This is a genomic window from Diaphorobacter sp. MNS-0 (genome assembly GCF_019602835.1).
Classification (GTDB): Bacteria; Pseudomonadota; Gammaproteobacteria; order Burkholderiales; family Burkholderiaceae_C; genus Diaphorobacter; species Diaphorobacter nitroreducens.
Genome location: NZ_CP080761.1, coordinates 420,364 through 441,396, shown reverse-complemented (window position 1 = coordinate 441,396; position 21,033 = coordinate 420,364). Strand labels below are relative to the sequence as shown.

The 21,033-nt window shown below is 69.3% G+C and carries 18 protein-coding genes and 1 pseudogene; 6 read left to right on the top strand and 13 right to left on the bottom strand.

The genetic code is table 11. The features are described from left to right. Positions 1-49: 49 nt before the first annotated feature. The 6 genes from K2L43_RS02130 to K2L43_RS02105 all read right to left on the bottom strand — a co-directional run bounded on the left by K2L43_RS02130 (position 50) and on the right by K2L43_RS02105 (position 6,294). Entirely contained in the window at positions 50-1,783 is a 1,734-nt protein-coding gene (locus tag K2L43_RS02130) for an ABC transporter substrate-binding protein (protein WP_011803851.1), read from the bottom strand. 174 nt (positions 1,784-1,957) lie between these two features. After that, complete coding sequence (locus tag K2L43_RS02125) at positions 1,958-2,266, bottom strand: DUF2160 domain-containing protein (protein ID WP_011803850.1); 309 nt, start codon at positions 2,264-2,266, stop codon at positions 1,958-1,960. Between the two features lie 12 nt (positions 2,267-2,278). Then, complete coding sequence (locus K2L43_RS02120; RefSeq protein WP_012655440.1) at positions 2,279-3,091, bottom strand: carbohydrate ABC transporter permease; 813 nt, start codon at positions 3,089-3,091, stop codon at positions 2,279-2,281. After that, a complete protein-coding gene (locus K2L43_RS02115) occupies positions 3,084-3,980 on the bottom strand; it encodes a carbohydrate ABC transporter permease (protein WP_123674859.1) in 897 nt (298 codons plus the stop codon). Before K2L43_RS02115 ends, K2L43_RS02120 begins: the two co-directional genes overlap by 8 nt. 147 nt (positions 3,981-4,127) lie before the next feature. Beyond that, positions 4,128-5,198: an ABC transporter ATP-binding protein gene (locus K2L43_RS02110; RefSeq protein WP_220638408.1), complete on the bottom strand. Its 1,071-nt coding sequence runs from the start codon at positions 5,196-5,198 to the stop codon at positions 4,128-4,130. Between the two features lies 1 nt (position 5,199). Beyond that, entirely contained in the window at positions 5,200-6,294 is a 1,095-nt protein-coding gene (locus K2L43_RS02105; RefSeq protein WP_123674858.1) for an ABC transporter ATP-binding protein, read from the bottom strand. 194 nt (positions 6,295-6,488) lie between these two features. On the opposite strand from K2L43_RS02105, the gene K2L43_RS02100 reads away from it, so the two are divergent. From K2L43_RS02100 to proC, 3 genes are all read left to right on the top strand, one after another. Continuing rightward, positions 6,489-7,256, top strand: coding sequence for a DeoR/GlpR family DNA-binding transcription regulator (locus tag K2L43_RS02100; protein WP_135147736.1), 768 nt, complete (start codon positions 6,489-6,491; stop codon positions 7,254-7,256). Positions 7,257-7,305: 49 nt separating this feature from the next. Next, positions 7,306-8,802 (top strand): glycerol kinase GlpK, encoded by a 1,497-nt coding sequence (glpK, locus tag K2L43_RS02095; protein WP_220638407.1) that lies wholly within the window; start codon positions 7,306-7,308, stop codon positions 8,800-8,802. Positions 8,803-8,967: 165 nt separating this feature from the next. Further along, positions 8,968-9,798, top strand: coding sequence for a pyrroline-5-carboxylate reductase (gene proC, locus K2L43_RS02090; RefSeq protein WP_041836159.1), 831 nt, complete (start codon positions 8,968-8,970; stop codon positions 9,796-9,798). Between the two features lie 54 nt (positions 9,799-9,852). Here proC and ubiA read toward each other — a convergent pair whose 3' ends face one another. From ubiA to recG, 5 genes are all read right to left on the bottom strand, one after another. Continuing rightward, the gene (gene ubiA / locus K2L43_RS02085) at positions 9,853-10,725 is read right to left on the bottom strand and encodes a 4-hydroxybenzoate octaprenyltransferase (RefSeq protein ID WP_220638406.1); all 873 of its coding nucleotides are present in this window, start codon (positions 10,723-10,725) and stop codon (positions 9,853-9,855) included. A 193-nt stretch (positions 10,726-10,918) separates the two neighbouring features. Next, positions 10,919-12,457, bottom strand: a complete 1,539-nt coding sequence (locus K2L43_RS02080) for a CYTH and CHAD domain-containing protein (RefSeq protein WP_103738507.1) — start codon at positions 12,455-12,457, stop codon at positions 10,919-10,921. Positions 12,458-12,481: 24 nt separating this feature from the next. Beyond that, a complete protein-coding gene (locus K2L43_RS02075) occupies positions 12,482-13,000 on the bottom strand; it encodes a Dps family protein (RefSeq protein WP_011803840.1) in 519 nt (172 codons plus the stop codon). Positions 13,001-13,077: 77 nt separating this feature from the next. Continuing rightward, complete coding sequence (locus K2L43_RS02070) at positions 13,078-14,043, bottom strand: LysR substrate-binding domain-containing protein (RefSeq protein ID WP_012655431.1); 966 nt, start codon at positions 14,041-14,043, stop codon at positions 13,078-13,080. 68 nt (positions 14,044-14,111) lie between these two features. Next, positions 14,112-16,283: an ATP-dependent DNA helicase RecG gene (recG, locus tag K2L43_RS02065; protein WP_220638405.1), complete on the bottom strand. Its 2,172-nt coding sequence runs from the start codon at positions 16,281-16,283 to the stop codon at positions 14,112-14,114. A 58-nt stretch (positions 16,284-16,341) separates the two neighbouring features. On the opposite strand from recG, the pseudogene K2L43_RS02060 reads away from it, so the two are divergent. The 3 genes and pseudogenes from K2L43_RS02060 to K2L43_RS02050 all read left to right on the top strand — a co-directional run bounded on the left by K2L43_RS02060 (position 16,342) and on the right by K2L43_RS02050 (position 19,693). Then, positions 16,342-17,605, top strand: a pseudogene (locus K2L43_RS02060) (HD-GYP domain-containing protein). 103 nt (positions 17,606-17,708) lie between these two features. Next, positions 17,709-18,809, top strand: a complete 1,101-nt coding sequence (gene queA, locus K2L43_RS02055; protein WP_220638404.1) for a tRNA preQ1(34) S-adenosylmethionine ribosyltransferase-isomerase QueA — start codon at positions 17,709-17,711, stop codon at positions 18,807-18,809. Continuing rightward, the gene (locus K2L43_RS02050; protein WP_220638403.1) at positions 18,806-19,693 is read left to right on the top strand and encodes a DMT family transporter; all 888 of its coding nucleotides are present in this window, start codon (positions 18,806-18,808) and stop codon (positions 19,691-19,693) included. Before queA ends, K2L43_RS02050 begins: the two co-directional genes overlap by 4 nt. Here K2L43_RS02050 and K2L43_RS02045 read toward each other — a convergent pair whose 3' ends face one another. Both K2L43_RS02045 and K2L43_RS18945 read right to left on the bottom strand, forming a co-directional pair. Next, entirely contained in the window at positions 19,694-20,407 is a 714-nt protein-coding gene (locus K2L43_RS02045; RefSeq protein ID WP_220638402.1) for a uracil-DNA glycosylase, read from the bottom strand. Positions 20,408-20,461: 54 nt separating this feature from the next. Then, positions 20,462-21,028 carry a diguanylate cyclase gene (locus tag K2L43_RS18945; RefSeq protein WP_255580514.1) on the bottom strand — a complete coding sequence of 189 codons (567 nt, stop codon included), beginning with the start codon at positions 21,026-21,028 and terminating at the stop codon, positions 20,462-20,464. Positions 21,029-21,033: the final 5 nt, after the last annotated feature.

Here is a 21,033-nt window from a genome sequence, read left to right as displayed (position 1 = left end):
GACCGGATCCGCGGGGATGGGCCCGGCAAAGGGCCCATCCGCTGCGGCATCAACGCACCTTGCCGTCCTTCCAGGCCTGCAGCAGGGTGTTGTAGTTGATGGTTTCGCCCTTGGGCTTCTCATTGGCGAGCTTCTTCCAGGGCGCGTGCTGGTCGCTCAGCCACTTGGCCGGGTCACCCTTGGCGTTCAGCTTGGGCGCGCAGCGCTCCATGCCGGCGCGCTGCAGGCGGGCCATCACCTGGTCCATCTCGTCGGCCAGTGTGTCCATGGCGGCCTGCGGGGTCTTCTCACCCGTGACGGCCTGGGCCACGTTCTTCCACCACAGCTGCGCCAGCTTGGGGTAGTCGGGCACGTTGGTGCCGGTGGGCGACCAGGCCACGCGCGCAGGGCTGCGGTAGAACTCGACCAGGCCGCCCAGCTTGGGCGCCATGTCGGTCATGGCCTTGGAGCGGATGTCGGACTCGCGGATCGGCGTCAGGCCGACGACGGTCTTCTTCAGCGACGTGGTCTTGGCCGTCACGAACTGGGCGTAGAGCCACGCGGCGGCCAGGCGGTCGGGGTTGTGGTCCTTGAAGAAGGTCCAGCTGCCCACGTCCTGGTAGCCGTTTTGCATGCCCTGCTTCCAGTACGGGCCGTTGGGGCCGGGGGCCATGCGCCACTTGGGCGTGCCGTCGGCATTCACCACGGGCAGGCCGGGTTTGGTCATGTCGGCGGTGAAGGCGGTGTACCAGAAGATCTGCTGCGCGATCTGGCCCTGGGCGGGCACGGGGCCGGCCTCGCCGAAGGTCATGCCCATGGCTTCCTTGGGCGCGTACTTCTTCATCCAGTCCACGTACTTGGTGAGCGCATAGACGGCGGCCGGCGAGTTGGTGGCGCCGCCACGGGCCACGCTGGCGCCCACGGGGGTGCACTTGTCGTCGGCCACGCGAATGCCCCATTCGTCGATGGGCAGGCCGTTGGGCGTGCCGATGTCGGCGCTGCCGGCCATGGACAGCCAGGCGTCGGTGAAGCGCCAGCCCAGCGACGGGTCCTTCTTGCCGTAGTCCATGTGGCCATAGATCGGTTTGCCGTCGATGTTCTTCACGTCGTTGGTGAAGAACTCGGCGATGTCCTCATAGGCGCTCCAGTTCAGCGGCACGCCCAGGTCGTAGCCGTACTTGGCCTTGAACTTGTCCTTCAAGTCCTTGCGGTCGAACAGGTCGGCGCGGAACCAGTACAGGTTGGCGAACTGCTGGTCGGGCAGCTGGTACAGCTTGCCGTCCGGGGCGGTGGTGAACTTGGTGCCGATGAAGTCCTGCAGGTCCAGGCCGGGGTTGGTGTAATCCTTGCCCGGGCCGGCCATGTAGTCGGACAGGTTCAGGATCTTGCCGTAGCGGTAGTGGGTGCCGATGAGGTCGGAGTCGCTGATCCAGCCGTCATAGATGGACTTGCCCGACTGCATGGAGGTCTGCAGCTTCTCGACCACGTCGCCCTCTTGGATCAGGTCGTGCTTGACCTGGATGCCCGTGATCTCGCTGAAGGCCTTGGCCAGGGTCTTGGATTCGTACTCGTGCGTGGTGATGGTCTCGGAGACCACCGCGATCTCCTTCACGCCCTTGGCCTGCAGCTTCTTGGCCGCGTCGATGAACCACTTCATCTCGGCCATCTGCTGGTCTTTGCTCAGCGTGGAGGGCTGGAACTCGCTGTCGATCCACTTCTTGGCCTCGGCCTCGCCGGCCCAGGCTGCCTGCCCCAGCGCCAGCGCCGCGGCGGCGAACGCGATCGCCTTGAACTGCATCTTCATTGCTGTCTCCTCACAAGAACGCTCCCCGGGGGTTGGATGGGCGCCGGTGCCGGGGGAGAGTCGGCTGGCCCCTTTTATAAAAATGTGAGCTACTCGCGCTTGTTGTTATTGACTTTCAGATAGTTTTCTATCTCAAATCCCCGTAAATCAATCGCAAGCAGCTATCCTTTTTGACTACCCTTTGCGCAGCACCAGCGCCAGCACCAGCATGGACAGCACGAAGCTGATCCACACCGAGGGCTCGGCCTCCAGCGAGAACCACTGGGCCATCTTCTCGCCCAGGCCCACCCAGGCCAGGTTGATGTACGCGGCGGTGAGCAGGCCGATGAACAGCCGGTCGCCGCGCGTGGTGGTCATGGGCAGGAAGCCCTTGCGCTCCACCGTGGGGGATTGGATTTCCCACACCGTCATGCCGATCAGCATGAGCACGATGCAGGTGAAGAACACCGCCACCGGGGTGGTCCAGGCCATCCAGTCAAACATTGCCCGCCCTCCTCAAACACGGCCCATCGCGAACCCCTTCGCGATGTAGTGGCGCACGAACCAGATCACGATGGCGCCGGGCACGATGGTCAGCACCCCGGCAGCGGCCAGCGTCGCCCAGTCCATGCCGCTGGCGCTCACGGTGCGCGTCATGGTGGCCACGATGGGCTTGGCATTCACGCTGGTGAGCGTGCGTGCCAAGAGCAATTCCACCCACGAAAACATGAAGCAGAAGAACGCCGCCACGCCCACGCCCGCCTTGATCAGCGGCAGGAAGATGGTGAGGAAGAAGCGCGGGAACGAGTAGCCATCGATGTACGCCGTCTCGTCGATCTCGCGCGGGATGCCGCTCATGAAGCCTTCCAGGATCCACACCGCCAGCGGCACGTTGAACAAGAGGTGCGCCAGGGCGACTGCGATGTGCGTGTCCATCAGCCCCACGGTGGTGTAGAGCTGGAAGAATGGCAGCAGGAACACGGCCGGCGGCGTCATGCGGTTGGTCAACAGCCAGAAGAACACGTGCTTGTCGCCCAGGAACTGGTAGCGGCTGAACGCATAGGCCGCGGGCAGCGCCACGGTGAGCGAGATCACCGTGTTGATGGCCACGTAGATCAGGCTGTTGATGTAGCCCGAGTACCAGCTCTCGTCGGTGAAGATGGTCTGGTAGTTGGCCCAGGTGAAGTGCTGGGGCCACAGCGAGAAGCTGGACAGGATCTCCTCGTTGGTCTTGAAGCTCATGTTGACCATCCAGTAGATGGGCAGCACGGCGAACACCAGGTAGGCGATCAGGAACAGCGTGCGTTTCTGGAAGCGGGGCTCATTCATGGCCGGCACCCTCCTTCGGCGTGGTGCCCACGCGCTGCATCCAGTTGTAGAGGATGAAGCACAGCAGCAGGATGATGAGGAAGTAGATCAGCGAGAACGCCGCCGCAGGCCCCAAGTCAAACTGGCCCACGGCCTTTTGCGTGAGGTACTGGCTCAGGAACGTGGTCGCGTTGCCCGGCCCGCCGCCCGTGAGCACGAAGGGCTCGGTGTAGATCATGAAGCTGTCCATGAAGCGCAGCAGCACGGCGATCATGAGCACGCCGCGCATCTTGGGCAGCTGGATGTAGCGGAACACGGCGAACTTGCTCGCACCGTCGATGCGCGCGGCCTGGTAGTACGCGTCGGGAATGCTGCGCAGCCCCGCGAAGCACAAGAGCGCCACCAGCGGGGTCCAGTGCCACACGTCCATGGCCAGCACGGTGAGCCAGGCGTGGGTGGCGTTGCCGGTGTAGCTGTAGTCGAAGCCGATGGCCTCGAACGCCGCGCCCAGCAGGCCGATGTCCGAGCGGCCAAAGATCTGCCAGATGGTGCCCACCACGTTCCACGGGATCAAGAGCGACAACGCCACGATGACCAGCACCGCCGACGACTTCCAGCCCTGCGCGGGCATGCTGAGCGCCAGCAGGATGCCCAGCGGAATCTCCACCAACAGCACCGCCAGTGAGAACGTGAGCTGGCGCAGCAGCGCGCCGTGCAGTTCCTCGTCGCGCAGCACGGCGGCGAACCATTCCGTGCCCACGAACACGCGGCGCTCGGGGCTGATGATGTCCTGCACCGAGTAGTTCACCACCGTCATCAAGGGCAGGATGGCCGAGAAGGCCACGCACAGGATCACCGGCAGCACCAGGAACCAGGCCTTCTGGTTCACGGGTTTGGTCGTACTACTCATGGCAGTGCTCCAGGGAGTGGGCATTGCCTGCGACGCGCACCACTGGTGCGGCGCAGACGGCGGGGCGCCCAGCAAGGGCCGCTCCGCAGCAAAGGGCGCCGTCCCCCATCCAGGGGGAAGCCGCGCAGCGGCTCAGGGGGTAGCCATTCATGGCAGCAGCTCCTCGTTCTTGTAGAAGCAGGTGTGCTCGCCCAGCACCTGCAGCCAGACCGCCTCGCCCGGCGCGGGCAGCGCCTGCTCGGGCGCGAAGCGGGCCTTGAGGGACTGACCCTCCACGGTGGCCGTGAGCATCTGGTGCGTGCCCACGTCCTGCACGCGCGCCACGGTGCAGCGCAACGCACCGGGCGCATGCGCGTCGGCCCGGGCCAGGTATTCGGGGCGCACGCCCAGTTGCACGGCGCCCTCCGGCAGCGCACGCGGCAGGGCCCAGCGCTGCGCGGCCACGGTGACCTCGCCGCCCTGCACCTGCGCGGGCAGGAAGTTCATGCCCGGCGAGCCGATGAAGTGGCCCACGAAGGCGTGCTGCGGGCGCTCGAACAGATCGCCCGGCGTGCCCATCTGCACCACGCGCCCGCGCGTCATCACCACCACCTGGTCGGCGAAGGTGAGTGCCTCCACCTGGTCGTGCGTCACGTAGATCAGCGTGAGCTTGAGCTCATGGTGGATCTGCTTGAGCTTGCGGCGCAGTTGCCACTTGAGGTGCGGGTCGATCACCGTGAGCGGCTCGTCGAACAGCACGGCCGCGACGTCCTCGCGCACCAGGCCGCGGCCCAGCGAGATCTTCTGCTTGGCGTCGGCCGACAGGCCGGCCGCGCGCTGGTCGAGCTGGCCGCTCATCTCCAGCATCTCGGCGATTTTCCCCACGCGCTGGCGGATGTGCGCCTCAGGCACCTTGCGGTTCTTCAGCGGGAAGGCCAGGTTCTCGGCCACCGTCATGGTGTCGTAGATCACCGGGAACTGGAACACCTGGGCGATGTTGCGCTCCTGCGGGCTCGCGCGCGTGACGTCGCGGCCGTCAAACCGCACCTGCCCCTGCGAGGGCACGAGCAGGCCGGACATGATGTTCAGCATGGTGGTCTTGCCGCAGCCCGAGGGGCCCAGCAGCGCGTAGGCGCCGCCGTCGTCGAAGACCATGTCCAGCGGCAGCAGCGCGTAGTCGCTGTCCTGCTGCGGGCGGGGTTTGTAGGAATGCGCCAGGTTGAGCTCGATGCGCGCCATGTCAGTGCCCTCCCTGCGCGCGTTCCGAGGCGCGCACGGGCGCCAGGGCCAGCGCGCCATCGGCGCCGAACACATAGGCCTGCGCCGGATCGAGGTACAGCGTGACGGCGCTGCCCAGTTCCAGATAGTGCACGCCCGTGACCTGCGCCACCAGCGCGCCCCAGGGCGTGGCGGCGTGCACGAAGGTGTCGGAGCCGGAGATCTCCGCCAGCTCCACCACGCCCTGCACCGCCACGTCGCCCGCGCGCTGGGCCAGCCGCAGGGCACTGGCGCGCAGGCCCACCGTGAGCGTGCCGCCCGCAGGGGCCTGCAGCGGCTGGCGCAGGGCCAGCACGCTGCCGCCCGCCAGCTGCACGCCACCGGGCACGGGCTGCGCGGGCAGCAGGTTCATGGGCGGATCGCTGAAGGCGCGTGCCACGCGCAGCGAGCGCGGCGCGTGGAACACCTCGGCCGTGGGGCCGTACTGCAGCAGCTCGCCCTCGTGCAGCACAGCGGTGTAGCCGCCCAGCAGCAGCGCCTCGCCCGGTTCGGTGGTGGCGTAGACCACGGTAGAGCCTCCGGCGGCGAACAGTTGCGACAGTTCCTCGCGCAACTCCTCGCGCAGCTTGTAGTCCAGGTTGACCAGGGGCTCGTCCAGCAGCATCAGCGGGGCGCCCTTGGCCAGTGCGCGCGCCAGCGCCACGCGCTGCTGCTGCCCGCCCGACAGCTCGGACGGCAGCCGATCGAGGAAAGGCGTGATGTGCAGCCGCTCGGCCAGTTCGCGCACGCGCGCGGCCACGTTCTTGTCGCCGCGCAGCTTGAGCGGCGAGGCGATGTTGTCCGCCACCGTGAGCGACGGGTAGTTGATGAACTGCTGGTACACCATGGCCACGTTGCGCTCACGCACGGGCACGCCGGTGACGTCCACGCCGTCCACACGCACGCGGCCCTCGGTGGGCCGGTCCAGCCCGGCCATGATGCGCATCAGGCTGGTCTTGCCCGCCTGCGTGGCCCCCAGCAGCACGGTCACGGCGTCGCTGTGCAGCCGCAGGTCCATGCCATGCAGCCACACCTGCGGGCCGACCCGCTTGGTGATGCCGTCCAAAATCAGCTCCATGCGCGCTCCTCGCCTCCCCTGTGGCAGCGGGGTGCCAGGCGTCCGCACGCCTGCCACTCCCGACAAAATCTTCGTATTCATTCATTTTTGTTCTTTTGTGATCGAAACGAATCAAGGTTTACCCTTGTTCGATTCCTTTTTGTTCGTTTTAAAGTGCATCCCGCCCCACTGACATGCCCGCCCCAGCGCCGCCCGTGAACACCAACCCCCGCCAACTCCAGTTGCTCGATGAAGTACGCCTGCGCAAGTCGCTGAGCGTGGAGCAGTTGGCCGACATCCTGGGCGTGACGCTGCAGACCGTGCGCCGCGACGTGCAGCGCCTGGCCGAACTGGGCCTGGTCAGCCGCTTTCATGGCGGGGTGCGCATGCCCAGCTCCACCGTGGAGAACCTGGCCTACACCCAGCGCGAGGCGCTGAACTCCACGGGCAAGGCGCGCATCGCGCGCGCCGCGGCCGCGCAGGTGCCCGATAACTGCTCGCTGATCCTGAACATCGGCACCACCACCGAAGCCATTGCCAAGGCGCTGCTGCACCACAAGGGCCTGCGCGTGCTGACCAACAACCTGAACGTGGCCGCCATCCTGTGCGCCAACCCCGACTGCGAGGTGATCGTGGCCGGCGGCGTGGTGCGCAAGCGCGACCGCGCCATCGTGGGCGAGGCGGCGGTGGACTTCATCCGCCAGTTCCGCGTGGACATCGCACTCATCGGCATCTCCGGCATCGAGCCCGACGGCTCGCTGCGCGACTACGACATGCGCGAGGTGAAGGTCGCGCAGACCATCATCGAACACGCGCGCGAGGTTTGGCTGGCCGCCGACCACACCAAGTTCAACCGTCCGGCCATGGTGCAGCTGGCGCAGCTCGCGCAGATCGACCGGCTGTTCACCGACGCGCCGCCGCCCGAGCCCTTCCCGGCCCTGCTGCACGAGGCCGGCGTGCAATGCACCGTGGCTGCCGCATGAGAGGCCCTCCCGGCGACTGAACAGCGCCCCAACACGTTACGCTCCGCCCATGACCTACCTGCTCGCACTCGACCAAGGCACCTCCAGCTCCCGCAGCATCGTGTTCGACGAACGTGGCCGCATCGTGGCCCAGGCGCAGCGCGAGCTGCCGCAGATCTATCCCCGCCCCGGCTGGGTGGAACATGACCCGCGCGAGATCTGGCGCACGCAGCTCGCCACCGCGCAGGACGCGCTGCGCGAGGCGCGCATCACCGCGCAGGACGTGCGCGCCCTGGGCATCACCAACCAGCGCGAGACCACCGTGCTGTGGAACCGCCGCACCGGCCAGCCCGTGCACCACGCCATCGTCTGGCAGGACCGGCGCGCCGAGCCCGCCTGCGCGCAACTGCGCGAACAGGGCCATGCCGCCGCCATCCAGGCCAAGACGGGCCTGCTGATCGACGCCTACTTCTCCGGCACCAAGCTGCAGTGGCTGCTGGACCACGTGCCCGGCGCGCGCGACGCGGCCGAGGCCGGCGAGCTGGCCTTCGGCACCGTGGACAGCTGGCTCATCTGGCAGCTCACCGGCGGCACGCGCCATGTCACCGACGTGAGCAACGCCAGCCGCACCATGCTGTTCAACGTGCACACCAACCAGTGGGACGATGAGCTGCTGCAGCTTTTGCGCATCCCGCGCGCGCTGATGCCCGAAGTGCTGCCATCGGCCAGCGACTTCGGCGCCACCGACGCGGCGCTGCTGGGCGGCCCGATCGCCATCGGCGGCGTGGCAGGCGACCAGCAAAGCGCGCTCTTCGGCCAGGCGTGCTTCACCGCCGGCATGGCCAAGAACACCTACGGCACGGGCTGCTTCATGCTCATGCACACCGGCAGCCGCTTTCAGAAAAGCGAGAACGGCCTGCTCACCACCAGCGCAGCGCAGGCCGGCCAATCGCCCGAGTACGCCATGGAAGGCAGCGTGTTCGTGGGCGGCGCCGTGGTGCAGTGGCTGCGCGACGGGCTGCGCGCCATCTCGGCCAGCTCCGAGGTGCAGGCGCTGGCCGAAAGCGTGCCCGACTCGGGCGGCGTGATGATGGTGCCTGCCTTCACCGGCCTGGGCGCGCCCTACTGGAAACCCGACGCGCGCGGCACCATCACCGGCCTCACGCGCGGCACCACCATCGCGCACATCGCGCGCGCCGCGCTCGAATCCATTGCCTACCAGAGTGCCGCGCTGCTGGCCGCCATGAGCCGCGACGCCGTGGCCGCAGGCGGCGCCCCGGTGAGCGAGCTGCGCGTGGACGGCGGCGCCTGCGTGAACGACCTGCTGATGCAGTTCCAAGCCGACCTGCTGGGCATTCCCGTGGTGCGCCCCGCCGTGGTGGAGACCACCGCCCTGGGCGCCGCCTACCTGGCGGGCCTGGCGAGCGGCGTGTATGCCAGCACCGACGAACTGTCTGCCCTGTGGCAGGCCGAGCGGCGCTTCACCCCCACCCTGCCGCGCAGCCAGGCCGAGGCGTTGATGGCGCGTTGGGAACACGCCGTCGCGCAGACCGTGCTACCCGGTTGACGTAAAAACCATAGCTGCTGGCGCTTGCTGCAACCCATTTTCAGACACAAAACCCTCTGAATCCACTGCGTAGCAAGCGCAAGCAGCTCCTGTTTTTGAATCACTCTGAATGATGCTGGACGGCGCACAATGCCGCCTGACCCCATCGCTTCCCCGCCCAATCCCATGACAGCCAGCGCATCCCCCCTTCCCCCCATTGCCTTCATCGGCGGCGGCAACATGGCCAGCGCCATCATCGGCGGCCTGCTGCAGCGCGGCCTGCCGGCCGGCCAGATCGAGGTGGTCGAACCCTTCGAGCCCGCGCGCGCTGCGCTGCGGGAGAAGTTCGGCATCACCGCGCAGCCCGCGGCTGGCGATGCGCTCGCGCGCGCCGCGCTGGTCGTCTGGGCCGTCAAGCCCCAGACCTTCAAGGAAGCCGCCGCCGCCACCCGCGCCCACACCGCCACCGCCCTGCACCTGAGCGTGGCCGCCGGCATCCCCACGGACAGCATCGCGCGCTGGCTGGACACGCAGCACATCGTGCGCGCCATGCCCAACACCCCCGCGCTGGTGGGCAAGGGCATCACCGGCCTGTTCGCCCGCCCGCAAGTGGACCCGCAGGGCAAGGCGCTGGTGGAACGCGTGATCGCCACCACCGGCCAGTTTGTCTGGGTGGAGGCCGAGGAGCAGCTCGACGCGGTCACCGCGCTGTCGGGCTCCGGCCCGGCCTATGTGTTTCTGTTCCTCGAAGCCATGACCCAGGCCGGCGTGGACATGGGCCTGCCGCCCGCGCAGGCCTACCAGCTGGCCGTGGCCACGTTCCAGGGTGCATCGGAGCTGGCCGCGCGCTCGCCCGAGAGCGCCGAGGTGCTGCGCCAGCGCGTGACCAGCAAGGGCGGCACCACGCACGCCGCCATCACGCACCTGCAGGCTGCACAGGTGCCCGCGCACTTCATCGCCGCCATGCGCGCGGCAGAGGCCCGTGCCAAGGAACTGGCGGCCGAGTTCGGCGCCTGATTCATGCGTCAAAAATAGCTCCAGCGCTTGACAGTCAAGCGGTGGCAGCTATCACTAGCGTAGCAAATACCCTAGCGCCACGCCGGCAAAGATCGCCGCGCCGATCCAGTGGCTCTTGCTGAAGGCGGTAAAGCACCCCTCGCGCGTGCGGTCCTTGATCAGCGTGAAGTGCCATGCCACCTGCGCCGCCGCCACGCCCAGCCCCAGCCACAGCGGCCAGCCCAGGCCGTAGGGCGCGAGCACCCACGCCGTGAGCCCTAGGCACAGCACGAAGAAGCCCATGATGGCCGCCACGTCAAAGCGCCCCAGCGTGATGGCCGAGGTCTTCATGCCGATCTTCAGATCGTCGTCGCGGTCCACCATGGCGTACTCGGTGTCGTAGGCCAGCACCAGGAACAGGTTGGCCAGCCACAGCACCCAGGCCGTGGCAGGCACCCGGCCCTGCACGGCCGCAAAGGCGATCACGATGCCGAAGTTGAACGCAATGCCCAGGAACGCCTGCGGCATGGCGAAGAACCGCTTGGTGAACGGGTACAGGATGGTGAACAACACCGCGGGCACCGACCAGGCCACCGCCTCCCAGCGCGTGGTGAGCACCAGCACGAAAGCCACCACCGTGAGCACCACGCCCACCAGCGCGGCCTCTTTCACGCCCAGCTGGCCGCTGGTGATGGGGCGCTGCGTGGTGCGCTTCACATGGCGGTCGAAGTCGCGGTCGGCAATGTCGTTGATGGTGCAACCCGCACTGCGCATGAGCACCGTGCCGGCCACGAACACCGCCAGCAGGTGCCAGCCGGGAAAGCCGTCCGCCGCCACCCACAGCGCCGCCAGCGTGGGCCACACCAGCACCAGCCAGCCCGCGGGGCGGTTCCAGCGGATCAGGTCGAGGTACAGGGACAGGCGGGAGCGCGGGGCGACAGCGGACATGGAAGCAAGGGAAAAGACAGGTTGCGCGGGGCGGACACGGACACCGAGGGCACAAAGGACACAAGGCCCGCGGACGACGCAGCACACGGGGGCGGGTGCCCGCCAGCGTGCGCCAAAGCCCGCTTTTATACGCCATGGCGGCCGGCGCGCCCACATGGTCGCACGGCACTGTCCGTGACCGGAAGACTGCCGTTCAACGGCGCGCGGCGTCCCGCAGGGGATCCCAGCCGCGCCCCAGCGCGGCCCCGCGCAGGAAGGCAACCACGGCGGCATCGCCCCCGCAGCCAGCCACCAGAGCGGCGGCCTGCGCCCAGTCACGCTGCGCGCCCAGGCGCTCCTGCCACTGCTCGGCCGCGCCCCGGTGGCGGCCCATGCGACGGGGCAGCAGCGGCGCCAGCGACGTGCTGCCGTAGCGCAACCGCTTGGCGAGAATGCGGGCATGGTGCAGGCCTTCGTCATCGCCCGCCGTTTTGAGCGCCGCGCCCAGGCGCCGCACCAGCCGCTGGACGCGCTTGCGCACCCAGTGCCGCGCCGGCGCGCCGGCCAGGGCATCGCTGGCACAGGCGTCCACGCCGCACTCCCCCTGCGCGGCCAGCGCCCAGCCATGCAACCAGTCCTGCCAGGCCAGCAGCGCGGCGCCCACGGCGGGCCGATGGAGTGCGGCGCGCGTTTGCGCGCGGGCCTGGTCTGCGGCGGCATCCAGCGCGGCCTGCGCTGCCGCCCAGGCGGCGGCCTGCCGCGCGCCGCCCTGCGCGTAGTGCGCGGCCAACGCAGGCAGCGTCTGGGTGCGCGCCACATCCAGGTCGCGTAAATGTCCCAGGGACTGCAGCAGCGGCGCAAGCGCTGCGGCGGCGGGGGCCGGCCGCGCGGCACAGGCCGGGGCGAAGAGGCGCGCCAGGCTGCGCAGCCGGCGCCAGCCCACGCGGGCCTGGTGCACCACCTCGGGCGCGTCGCTGCCCTGCTGCAGCGCAAACAGGTTGGCGCAGAACTGGTGGAAAGGCTCCTGCAGCACGCGTTCGGCGACCTGCGCAACCGTCATGCCGCGCTTCAGCGCGGGCGGCTGGGCCTCCAAGGCCGGGCTGGCCGGCGGGTGCAGCAGCGCGTAGCCGCGTGCGGCCTTGCTCGCGGCCAGCGGCAACACCGGCACGTGCCGCGCGATGCGCCGCGCCAGCGCCAGCAGTGCCTCGGGAGGCCCCTGCAGCAACTCCAGCTCCAGTTCGCACAGCGGCGTGGCATGCGCCGCGCCGTCCACCGTGGCGGTCACGGCGCCCACGTCCAGCGCCACCTCCACCACGGCGCCGCCGCGCACCCGCACACGCCAGCGGGTGCGCACGAAGTCGGTGGTAAAGCACGGTTGCAGCGCGGCGGCCAGCACGCCATCGGGGTCCATGGCGGGCCAGGGCGTGCCCTCCAACCGGTGCAGCTCCAGCGCCGGGCCGGCCACGGGCATTTCCCACTCGCCGCGCTGGCTCAGCGCGGACGTGGTGTCGCCCGCGGTCTTGAGGGTCTGCAGCCAGCGGGCACCCGCGCCCTCAGGCCCCTCGCGGCGCAGGCGCAGGGCGACGCGCTGGCGCAGCAGGTCCTGCGCAGGCGTGTCGTGGTAAAGGCTGACCAGGTGCTCACGCACCGGCGTGGCCCGTGCCAGCGCCGGCACGCGCATGAGGCGCGCCGCCAGCGCCGCCGCATCGCGCGGGGGCAGCGCCAGCTTGAGCTCTGTCTCGGTGGCGGACATGGCCCGGCCCGCGTGCACAGTTGCTCAGTCCTCCAGCAGCGAGCGCAGCATCCAGGCCGTTTGCTCGTGCACCGTGAGGCGCTGGGTCAGCAGGTCGGCCGTGGGCTCGTCGCTGGCCTTGTCGGCCAGGGGAAACAGCTCGCGCGCAGTGCGGGCCACGGCCTCATGGCCTTCCACCAGGATGCGGATCATCTCGGTGGCCTTGGGCGGCTGGGCCGGCACGTCGGGCAGGCTGGTGAGCTGGCCGAACTGCGCGTAGGAGCCCGGCGCCACATGGCCCAGCGAGCGGATGCGCTCGGCCACCGGGTCCACGGCGTTCCACAGCTCTGTGTACTGCGCCATGAACATGGTGTGCAGCGTGTTGAACATCGGGCCCGTCACGTTCCAGTGGAAGTTGTGGGTCGTGAGGTACAGCGTGTAGGTGTCGGCCAGCAGGCGCGACAGGCCCTGCGCGATGGCGGCCCGGTCCTTGTCGCTGATGCCGATGTTGATGCGCGGTGCGCCGCTCTTGGTGCTGACGGATTTGCTGCTGGGCTTGGCCATGGTGCGTCCTTTCTGGGTGGTTGGGATGACTCTGCCATGACTGTACCAACTACCGCGCCGCGCAGCATCGCCCTGCGTCAAGACAAGCGCGTGACGCCGGGCAACTCGCAGGCGTAGACAGCGTTGCGCAGCGCGGCGATGGCCTCGTAGCGCGTGAAGCTGCGCCGCCAGGCCAGCACCACGCGGCGCATGGGCGGCGGGCTGCCGTCGCTCTCCTTGATGGGCAGGTAGCGGATGTGCGTGTCGTCGCTCTTGCGCCGGCGTGCGCCCGTGTGCAGCGCATCCCGCGGCACCGACAGGCGCGGCACCAGCGTCACGCCCATGCCGGCAGAGACCATGTGCTTGATGGTCTCCAGCGACGAGCCTTCGAACGTGCGGCGAATGCCTTCGGCATTGCTCGCGTAGCGCGCGAACTCGGGGCACACCTCCAGCACGTGGTCGCGAAAGCAGTGGCCCGCGCCCAGCAGCAGCATGGTTTCGTTCTTGAGTTCCGACGCCGAGACCGCATCGCGCTCGGCCAGCGGGTGGCTGCTGGGCACGGCCGCCAGGAAGGGTTCGTCATACAGCGGCGCGATGGCCAGGCCGGTGTCGGGGAACGGCTCGGCCATGATGGCGCAGTCGATCTCCCCGGTGCGCAGCATCTCCAGCAGCTTCACGGTGAAGTTCTCCTGCAGCATCAGCGGCATCTGCGGCGTGCGCGCGATGGCATGGCGCACCAGCTCGGGCAGCAGGTAGGGGCCGATGGTGTAGATCACGCCCAGCGTGAGGGCGCCGGCCAGCGGGTCCTTGCCGCGCTTGGCGATCTCCTTGATGGCGGCGGCCTGCTCCAGCACGCTCTGCGCCTGGCGCACGATTTCCTCGCCCAGCGGCGTGACGGAGACATCGCCCGCGCTGCGCTCGAAGAGCTTGACCTCCAGCTCGTCCTCGAGCTTCTTCACCGCTACCGACAGCGTGGGCTGCGAGACATAGCAGGCTTCGGCGGCGCGGCCGAAGTGTTTTTCACGCGCAACGGCGACGATGTATTTGAGTTCGGTAAGAGTCATGGCGAATCCGGCCGGCAGAATCGGCCATTGTGCAACGCCCGCCGCGCTATGCGGCCACGGGCGGCCCATCAGGCTTTGAGATAGTCCGATTTTCCGCCAAGCCAGCGCTGGATGTGGCGCTCGGCCAGCAGCGGGTGGCGGTCCAGCATCTGCGGCGCCGTCTCGCGCGCCCATTCCAGCAGCAGCGTATCGGTGGCCAGGTCGGCAAAGCGCAGCAGTGCGTCGCCCGACTGGCGAGCGCCCAGGAACTCGCCAGGCCCGCGGATCTCCAGGTCGCGCCGCGCGATCTCGAAACCGTCGGTGGTCTCGGCCATGGCCTTCAGGCGGTCGCGCGCGGTCTCGCCCAGGCGGCCCGAGTCGCCCGTGGAGTACAGCAGCACGCAGGCCGAAGCCGCCGCGCCGCGCCCCACGCGCCCGCGCAGCTGGTGCAGCTGCGACAGGCCGAAGCGCTCGGCATGCTCGATGACCATGAGCGAGGCGTTGGGCACGTCCACGCCCACTTCGATCACGGTGGTGGACACCAGCACGCCCATTTGCCCGCCCTTGAACAGGTCCATCACGGCCTTCTTCTCGGCAGCGGGCATGCGCGAGTGCAGCAGGCCCACCATCACCGGCGCGCGCCCGTGCGCCGCGTCGCCCTGCAACGCCTCGCTCAACTCGGCGTGCGTGGCGGTGGCGTTGGACAGGTCCAGCGCCTCGCTCTCCTCGATCAGCGGGCACACCCAGTACACCTGCCGGCCCGCCGCCACCTGCGCACCGATGCGCTCGACCACCTCATCCTTGCGGCTGTCCGCGATCAGCTTGGTGACGATGGGCGTGCGCCCGGGCGGCAGCTCGTCGATGGTGGACACGTCCAGATCGGCGTAGTAACTCATGGCCAGCGTGCGCGGGATGGGCGTGGCACTCATCATCAGCAGGTGCGGCTCCATGCCGGCGTGCTGCAGCTTTTTGCGCAGCGCCAGGCGTTGTGCCACGCCGAAGCGGTGCTGCTCGTCGATCACCGCCAGCGCCAGGTTCTTGAAACGCACCTGCTCCTGGATGACGGCGTGCGTGCCCACAACCAGCGCGGCCTCGCCGCTTTCGATGCGCGCGAGCATCTCGGCGCGCTCCTTCTTCTTCTGCCCGCCCACCAGCCACGCCACCTGGCGCCCGCGCTCGGCCAGCAGCGGCTGCAGCCAGCCGATGAGCTTGGCGAAGTGCTGCTCGGCCAGGATCTCGGTGGGCGCCATCAGCGCGCACTGCCAGCCCGCGTCCATGCACACCGTGGCGGCCAGCGCGGCCACCACGGTCTTGCCCGAGCCCACATCACCCTGCAGCAAACGGTGCATGGGCACCGGCCGGGCCAGATCGCGCGCGATCTCCTCACCCACGCGGCGCTGCGCGGCCGTCAGGCTGAAGGGCAACACGCCCAGCAATTGCTCGTGCAGCGGCGTGCCCCCTGCCTGCGTCTGCGGGCGCAGCGCCGGGGCACGCAGGCGGGCGCGCTCGCGCTTGGCGGTGAGCTGCGACAGCTGCTGCGCCAGCAGTTCCTCGGCCTTCAGGCGCTGCCACGCCGGGTGGCTGTGGTCCTGCAGCGTGGCCAGCGCCACATCGGGCGCGGGGTGATGTAAAAACAGGAGCGCCTCGCGCAGGCTCCATGGGCGCTGGAGACCATTTTGGTCATCGCTTCGCACCCCCGAGGGAACCGCGGGGGGTTCGAGCCCCGGCGGCAGCGTCTCGGGCAATTCCACGCGCGTGAGGGCGCTCGCCACGGCGCGGCGCAGGTACGCCTGAGGCAGCTGCGCCACCGTGGGATAGACGGGGGTCAGTGCCGCGGGCAAGTCCCCTTCGGCCTTGCGGAACGCCGGGTGCAGCATCTGGCGGCCCCAGAAACCGCCCTTGATTTCGCCGCGCACGCGCAGGCGCGCGCCAACGGCCATGGTCTTCTGGTGCGAAGGGTAGAAGCTGAAGAAGCGCAGCTCGCAGCTGCCGGTGCCGTCCTCCACGGTCACCACCAGTTGCCGGCGCGGGCGCATCTGCACCTCGCTGGCGGTCACCGTGGCCTCGATCTGCACCGTGTCGCCATCGCGTGCGCTGCGGATCGGCGTGATGCGCGTCTCGTCCTCGTAGCGCAGGGGCAGGTGCAGGGCCAGGTCGATGTCGCGCACCAGCCCCAGCTTGACGAGGGCCTGCTGTGCGGGGCTGGGGGCGGGCTTCGCGGAGGACGAGGCGGAGGTGGAGGAACGTGTGGGTCTGGGCACGGCAAAAAGGCTATCATGCCCGCAGTTACCGCACGTTACCGTCTCGTCGTCTCCCGTCATGCTCAAGCGCATCGAAGTCAAGCATCTCACCCTGGGCATGTACCTGCATGAGTTCTGCGGCTCCTGGATGGAGCACCCCTTCTGGCGCTCGCGCTTTCTGCTGCAGGACCCGCAAGACCTGGCGCGCATCCGCGCCACGGAGATCCACGAGGTCTGGATCGACACATCCAAGGGCCTGGACATCGCGCCCGGCACGGCCAGCGTGTCCCGCGCCGAAGCCGACGCGCAACTGGACAGCGACTTCCAGCAACTGGAGGACCTGCCTGCCCAGCCCGCGCCGCCTGCCCCGGCCGTGACGCCCCAGCCGGCAGGCATGGACCAGGAACTGCGCCGTGCGGCGGCCATCTGCTCGCAGGCCAAGCAGGCCGTGGTCACGATGTTCGGCCAGGCACGCCTGGGCCGCGCCATCGATACCGCCGTGGCGCAGGAAATGGTCAACGAGATCACCGACTCGGTCACGCGCAACCCCGGTGCGCTCATCAGCCTGGCGCGGCTCAAGACGGCCGACGAGTACACCTATATGCACTCGGTCGCCGTGTCCGCGCTGATGGTGGCGCTGGCCCGGCAGATCGGCATGGACGATGGCGCCACGCGCATGGCCGGGCTGGCCGGGCTGCTGCACGACATCGGCAAGGCGGCCGTGCCGCTGGAAGTGCTCAACAAGCCCGGCAAGCTGACCGACGACGAGTTCACCGTGGTGCGCAGCCACCCCGTGGCCGGCTACGCCCTGCTGCAGGGCACCGACCTGCCCGAGCCCGTGCTGGACGCGTGCCTGCACCACCACGAGAAGATGGACGGCACGGGGTACCCCCACCGCCTGCCGGGCGAGCAGATCAGCACGCTGGCACGCATGGCCGCCATCTGCGACGTGTACGACGCCGTCACCTCCGACCGGCCCTACAAGCGCGGCTGGGACCCCTCAGAGTCGCTGCGCCGCATGGCGGAATGGACCCGCGACCACTTCGACAGCCGGCTGTTCCAGGCCTTCGTCAAGAGTATCGGCATCTACCCCGTGGGCTCGCTGGTGCGCCTCGCCTCGGGCCGCCTGGGCGTCGTGACAGAGCAGTCGCCAGGCAAGCTGATCGCGCCGCGCGTGAGGGTGTTCTACTCCACCCGATCCGAGCTGCGCATCCCCCCCCGAGGTGGTGGACCTGTCCGAGCCCGACTGCCGCGACAAGATCATTGCGCGCGAGGACCCGGCGCGCTGGCAGTTCCCCGACCTCGCGCAACTCTGGTCCGACCTGCCCGATCCTCGCTGGTAGCGCCCGAGGTGCACCAACGCGCTGCACGGCGGCGGCATCTTTGCGAGAATCGCGGGCTTGTCTTTCTGCCTTGGAACGGGCCCGTCCGGCCCTCAAGCCCCGCATGTCCTCTGCCTCCACCGCACCCCGCACCTTCACCCTGAGCGACTTCGACTTCGAGCTGCCCGAGCTGCTCATCGCCCAGCACCCGGCCCCCCAGCGCAGCGGCTCGCGCCTGCTGGACGGGCGCGCCGCCCCGCCCACCGACCGCATCTTCCGCGAACTGCCCGACCTGCTGCAGCCGGGCGACCTGCTGGTGTTCAACGACACACGCGTGGTCAAGGCCCGCGTGTTCGGCGAGAAGGCCAGCGGCGGCAAGCTGGAGCTGCTGATCGAGCGCGTGCTCACCGGCAACGAGGTCGTGGCGCACATGAAGGTCAGCAAAAAGCCGCTGCCCGGCGCCACGCTCCACCTGGCCGGCGGCGCGGCCGCGGGCGGGTTCGACGCCGCGCTGCTCGGCCGCTACCCGGACGCGGACGGCCCGCTGTTTCGCCTGGCCCTGCGCGGCCCCGCGGGCGAGAGCCCCTGGGAGCTCATGGAGCGCCACGGCCACCTGCCGCTGCCGCCCTACATCGAGCGCCAGCAGGCCGGCGGCAACGACCCCCATGCCGGCGAGGACAGCGAGCGCTACCAGACCGTGTTCGCGCGTGCGCCCGGCGCGGTGGCCGCGCCCACCGCCGCGCTGCACTTCGACGATGCCGTACTGGCCCGCCTGGCCGAACGCGGCATCGAGCGCGCCAGCGTCACGCTGCACGTGGGCGCGGGCACGTTCCAGCCCGTGAAGACCGAGAACCTGGCCGAGCACCGCATGCACAGCGAGTGGTACGAGGTGCCGCTGGCCACGCTGGCGGCGCTGGAGCGCTGCCGCCAGCGCGGCGGCCGCGTGGTGGCCGTGGGCACGACCACGGTGCGCACGCTGGAATCCTGGGCCGCGAGCGGCCAGGCCGCGGGCGACACCAGCATCTTCATTACGCCGGGCTTTTCATTCCAGGTGGTCGATCTGCTGCTCACCAACTTCCACTTGCCCAAGAGCACGCTGATGATGCTGGTGAGCGCCTTTGCGGGCTACGAGCACATCATGCAGCTGTACCGCCACGCGGTCGCGCAGCGCTACCGCTTCTTCAGCTACGGCGACTGCATGCTGCTGGAGCGGCCCCGCGCATGAGCGCCGGGCCGGCCGGGCACAGCCCCCGCACCGCCCTGGCCGGCATCGCGCTCACGGTGGGCGCCTGCGCCTCGTTCGCGCTGCTGGACACCGCCACCAAGCTGGTGAGCGCCACCACGCCGCTGCTGCTGGCGCTGTGGCTGCGCTATGTGTTCCAGTCGCTGGTCACCAGCGCCTATGTGCTGCCACGCAGCGGCTGGCGCCCGCCGCGCACGGACCACCCGCGCTATCAACTGTTGCGCGCGGTGCTGTTCGCCGCGACCAGCCTGTTCGGCATCTTCAGCATCCGCGCCATGCCGCTGGCGGAGTTCACAGCCATCGTGGCCGCCACGCCGCTGTGCGTGACGCTCGTGGCCGCGTTGTGGCTGCGCCAGCCGGTCAGCCCACTGCGCTGGCTGCTGGTGGCCACGGGGCTGGCCAGCGTGCTGCTGATCCTGCGCCCGGGCGGCCAGTCCTTCAGCGGGGTATTGGTGCTGCCGCTGGGCATGCTGGCCTGCGGCACGGGGTACCAGATCTTGAGCAGCCGCATGGCCGGGCAGGAGGCCCCCACGACCACGCAGTTCTACACCAGCTGGATTGCCGCCGGGCTGATGACGCTGGCCGCGCCCTTCGTGTGGACCGCCATCACCAGCGCCTGGGTATGGCTGGGGCTGGTGGTCATGGGACTGTCGAGCGCGCTGGGCCATCTGTTGCTGCTGCGGGCCTACGCCTGCGCAGCGCCCGCCACGATCGCGCCGTTCCTCTACACCCAGATCGCGTTTGCCATGCTGGCCGGCTGGGCGGTGTACGGCCACATGCCGGACCGCTGGTCGCTGCTGGGCATCTGCCTGATCGCCGCCAGCGGCGCCGCGAGCGCGTGGCTGACGGTGCGCGAGCGGCGCTGATCAGTAACCGTACTGCTGGCGGAACGCCCGCGCCTGGCCGAAGTGGCCGTTGCCGATGAACGGTACGGGCGGGCGCAGCGCCGACAACGGCGAGGGATGGTTGGAGGTAAGCACCAGGTGCCCCCGGTCCTGCGGGATGAAGGCGCGCTTGGACTGCGCATGGCTGCCCCAGAGCATGAACACCACGGGGCGCGGCCCTTCGGCCACCTCGCGGATGACGGCATCGGTCAGCTGCTCCCAGCCCTTGCCCGCGTGGCTCGCGGCCTGGCCCTCTTCCACCGTGAGACAGGTGTTGAGCAGCAGCACACCGTTCTGCGCCCACTTCACCAGGCTGCCGCCCGGGTTGGGAAACGGTGGGAGGGGTACGCCCATGTCGCGCTGCATTTCCTTGAAGATGTTCTGCAGCGAGGGCGGCAGGCGCACGCCCGGCGCCACCGAGAACGCCAGCCCCTCGGCCTGGCCACGGCCGTGGTACGGGTCCTGCCCCAGGATGACCACGCGCGTGTCCTCGGGGGCCGTGAGCTGCAGCGCCCGCAGCGGCTGCGGCGGGAAGATGGCGGCTCCGGCCTCCAGCCGCGCCTGCAGGAAGGCCAGCAACTGCCGGCCGCGCGCGCTGGCAAAGAACGTATCGACCAGCGGCTGCCAGCCCGGCGCGACAGGCCAGTCGGCGGGGTCGGCACTTTGCAGTTGCGTGGCGGCGGGAGTATTTAGCATCAAATCATGCTCCAAGGCTTATCCATTCTGCGCTACAAGCTATATTTACGATAGCTAATCCATTCCATCATGCACCCGGTTGCGGCCTGCCGCCTTGGCGCGGTACAGGTTCGCATCCGCGCGCGCCAGCAACTGTTCGGGGGTGTCTTCGGCGCTGGGCACCACACAGGCCACCCCGGCACTCACCGTGACCACGGGCGCAACCGGCGAGCCGCGGTGTTCCATCTGCCGCGCATGCACGGCCCGGCAGAGCGCCTGCGCCTTGGCGCGCGCGCCGTCCAGGTCGCACTCGGGCAACAGGCAGACGAATTCTTCGCCGCCGTAGCGAGCCACGAGGTCGTGCGACCGCCCCAGGCCGCCGCGCAGCGCGGCGGCCACGGCGCGCAGGCAATCATCGCCCTGCTGGTGGCCATACAGGTCGTTGAACTGCTTGAAATGGTCGATGTCCACCATCACCACGGACAGGGGCTGGCCGCTGCGCCGGCAGCGCCGCCATTCGGCCTTGAGGGTGCGGTCCAACTGGCGGCGATTGGCCAGGCCCGTCAGCCCGTCCATGAAGGCCAGCTTGCGCAGCAGTTCATGTTGCGCGCGCTGCTCGGTCACGTCCACGAAGGTGGCCATGCAAT

Coding starts and splice junctions, on each gene's coding strand:
- K2L43_RS02130 (WP_011803851.1), bottom strand. CDS start 1,783: ATGAAGATGCAGTTCAAGGCGATCGCGTTCGCCGCCGCGGCGCTGGCG.
- K2L43_RS02125 (WP_011803850.1), bottom strand. CDS start 2,266: ATGTTTGACTGGATGGCCTGGACCACCCCGGTGGCGGTGTTCTTCACC.
- K2L43_RS02120 (WP_012655440.1), bottom strand. CDS start 3,091: ATGAATGAGCCCCGCTTCCAGAAACGCACGCTGTTCCTGATCGCCTAC.
- K2L43_RS02115 (WP_123674859.1), bottom strand. CDS start 3,980: ATGAGTAGTACGACCAAACCCGTGAACCAGAAGGCCTGGTTCCTGGTG.
- K2L43_RS02110 (WP_220638408.1), bottom strand. CDS start 5,198: ATGGCGCGCATCGAGCTCAACCTGGCGCATTCCTACAAACCCCGCCCG.
- K2L43_RS02105 (WP_123674858.1), bottom strand. CDS start 6,294: ATGGAGCTGATTTTGGACGGCATCACCAAGCGGGTCGGCCCGCAGGTG.
- glpK (WP_220638407.1), top strand. CDS start 7,306: ATGACCTACCTGCTCGCACTCGACCAAGGCACCTCCAGCTCCCGCAGC.
- proC (WP_041836159.1), top strand. CDS start 8,968: ATGACAGCCAGCGCATCCCCCCTTCCCCCCATTGCCTTCATCGGCGGC.
- ubiA (WP_220638406.1), bottom strand. CDS start 10,725: ATGTCCGCTGTCGCCCCGCGCTCCCGCCTGTCCCTGTACCTCGACCTG.
- K2L43_RS02080 (WP_103738507.1), bottom strand. CDS start 12,457: ATGTCCGCCACCGAGACAGAGCTCAAGCTGGCGCTGCCCCCGCGCGAT.
- K2L43_RS02075 (WP_011803840.1), bottom strand. CDS start 13,000: ATGGCCAAGCCCAGCAGCAAATCCGTCAGCACCAAGAGCGGCGCACCG.
- K2L43_RS02070 (WP_012655431.1), bottom strand. CDS start 14,043: ATGACTCTTACCGAACTCAAATACATCGTCGCCGTTGCGCGTGAAAAA.
- queA (WP_220638404.1), top strand. CDS start 17,709: ATGTCCTCTGCCTCCACCGCACCCCGCACCTTCACCCTGAGCGACTTC.
- K2L43_RS02050 (WP_220638403.1), top strand. CDS start 18,806: ATGAGCGCCGGGCCGGCCGGGCACAGCCCCCGCACCGCCCTGGCCGGC.
- K2L43_RS02045 (WP_220638402.1), bottom strand. CDS start 20,407: ATGCTAAATACTCCCGCCGCCACGCAACTGCAAAGTGCCGACCCCGCC.
- K2L43_RS18945 (WP_255580514.1), bottom strand. CDS start 21,028: ATGGCCACCTTCGTGGACGTGACCGAGCAGCGCGCGCAACATGAACTG.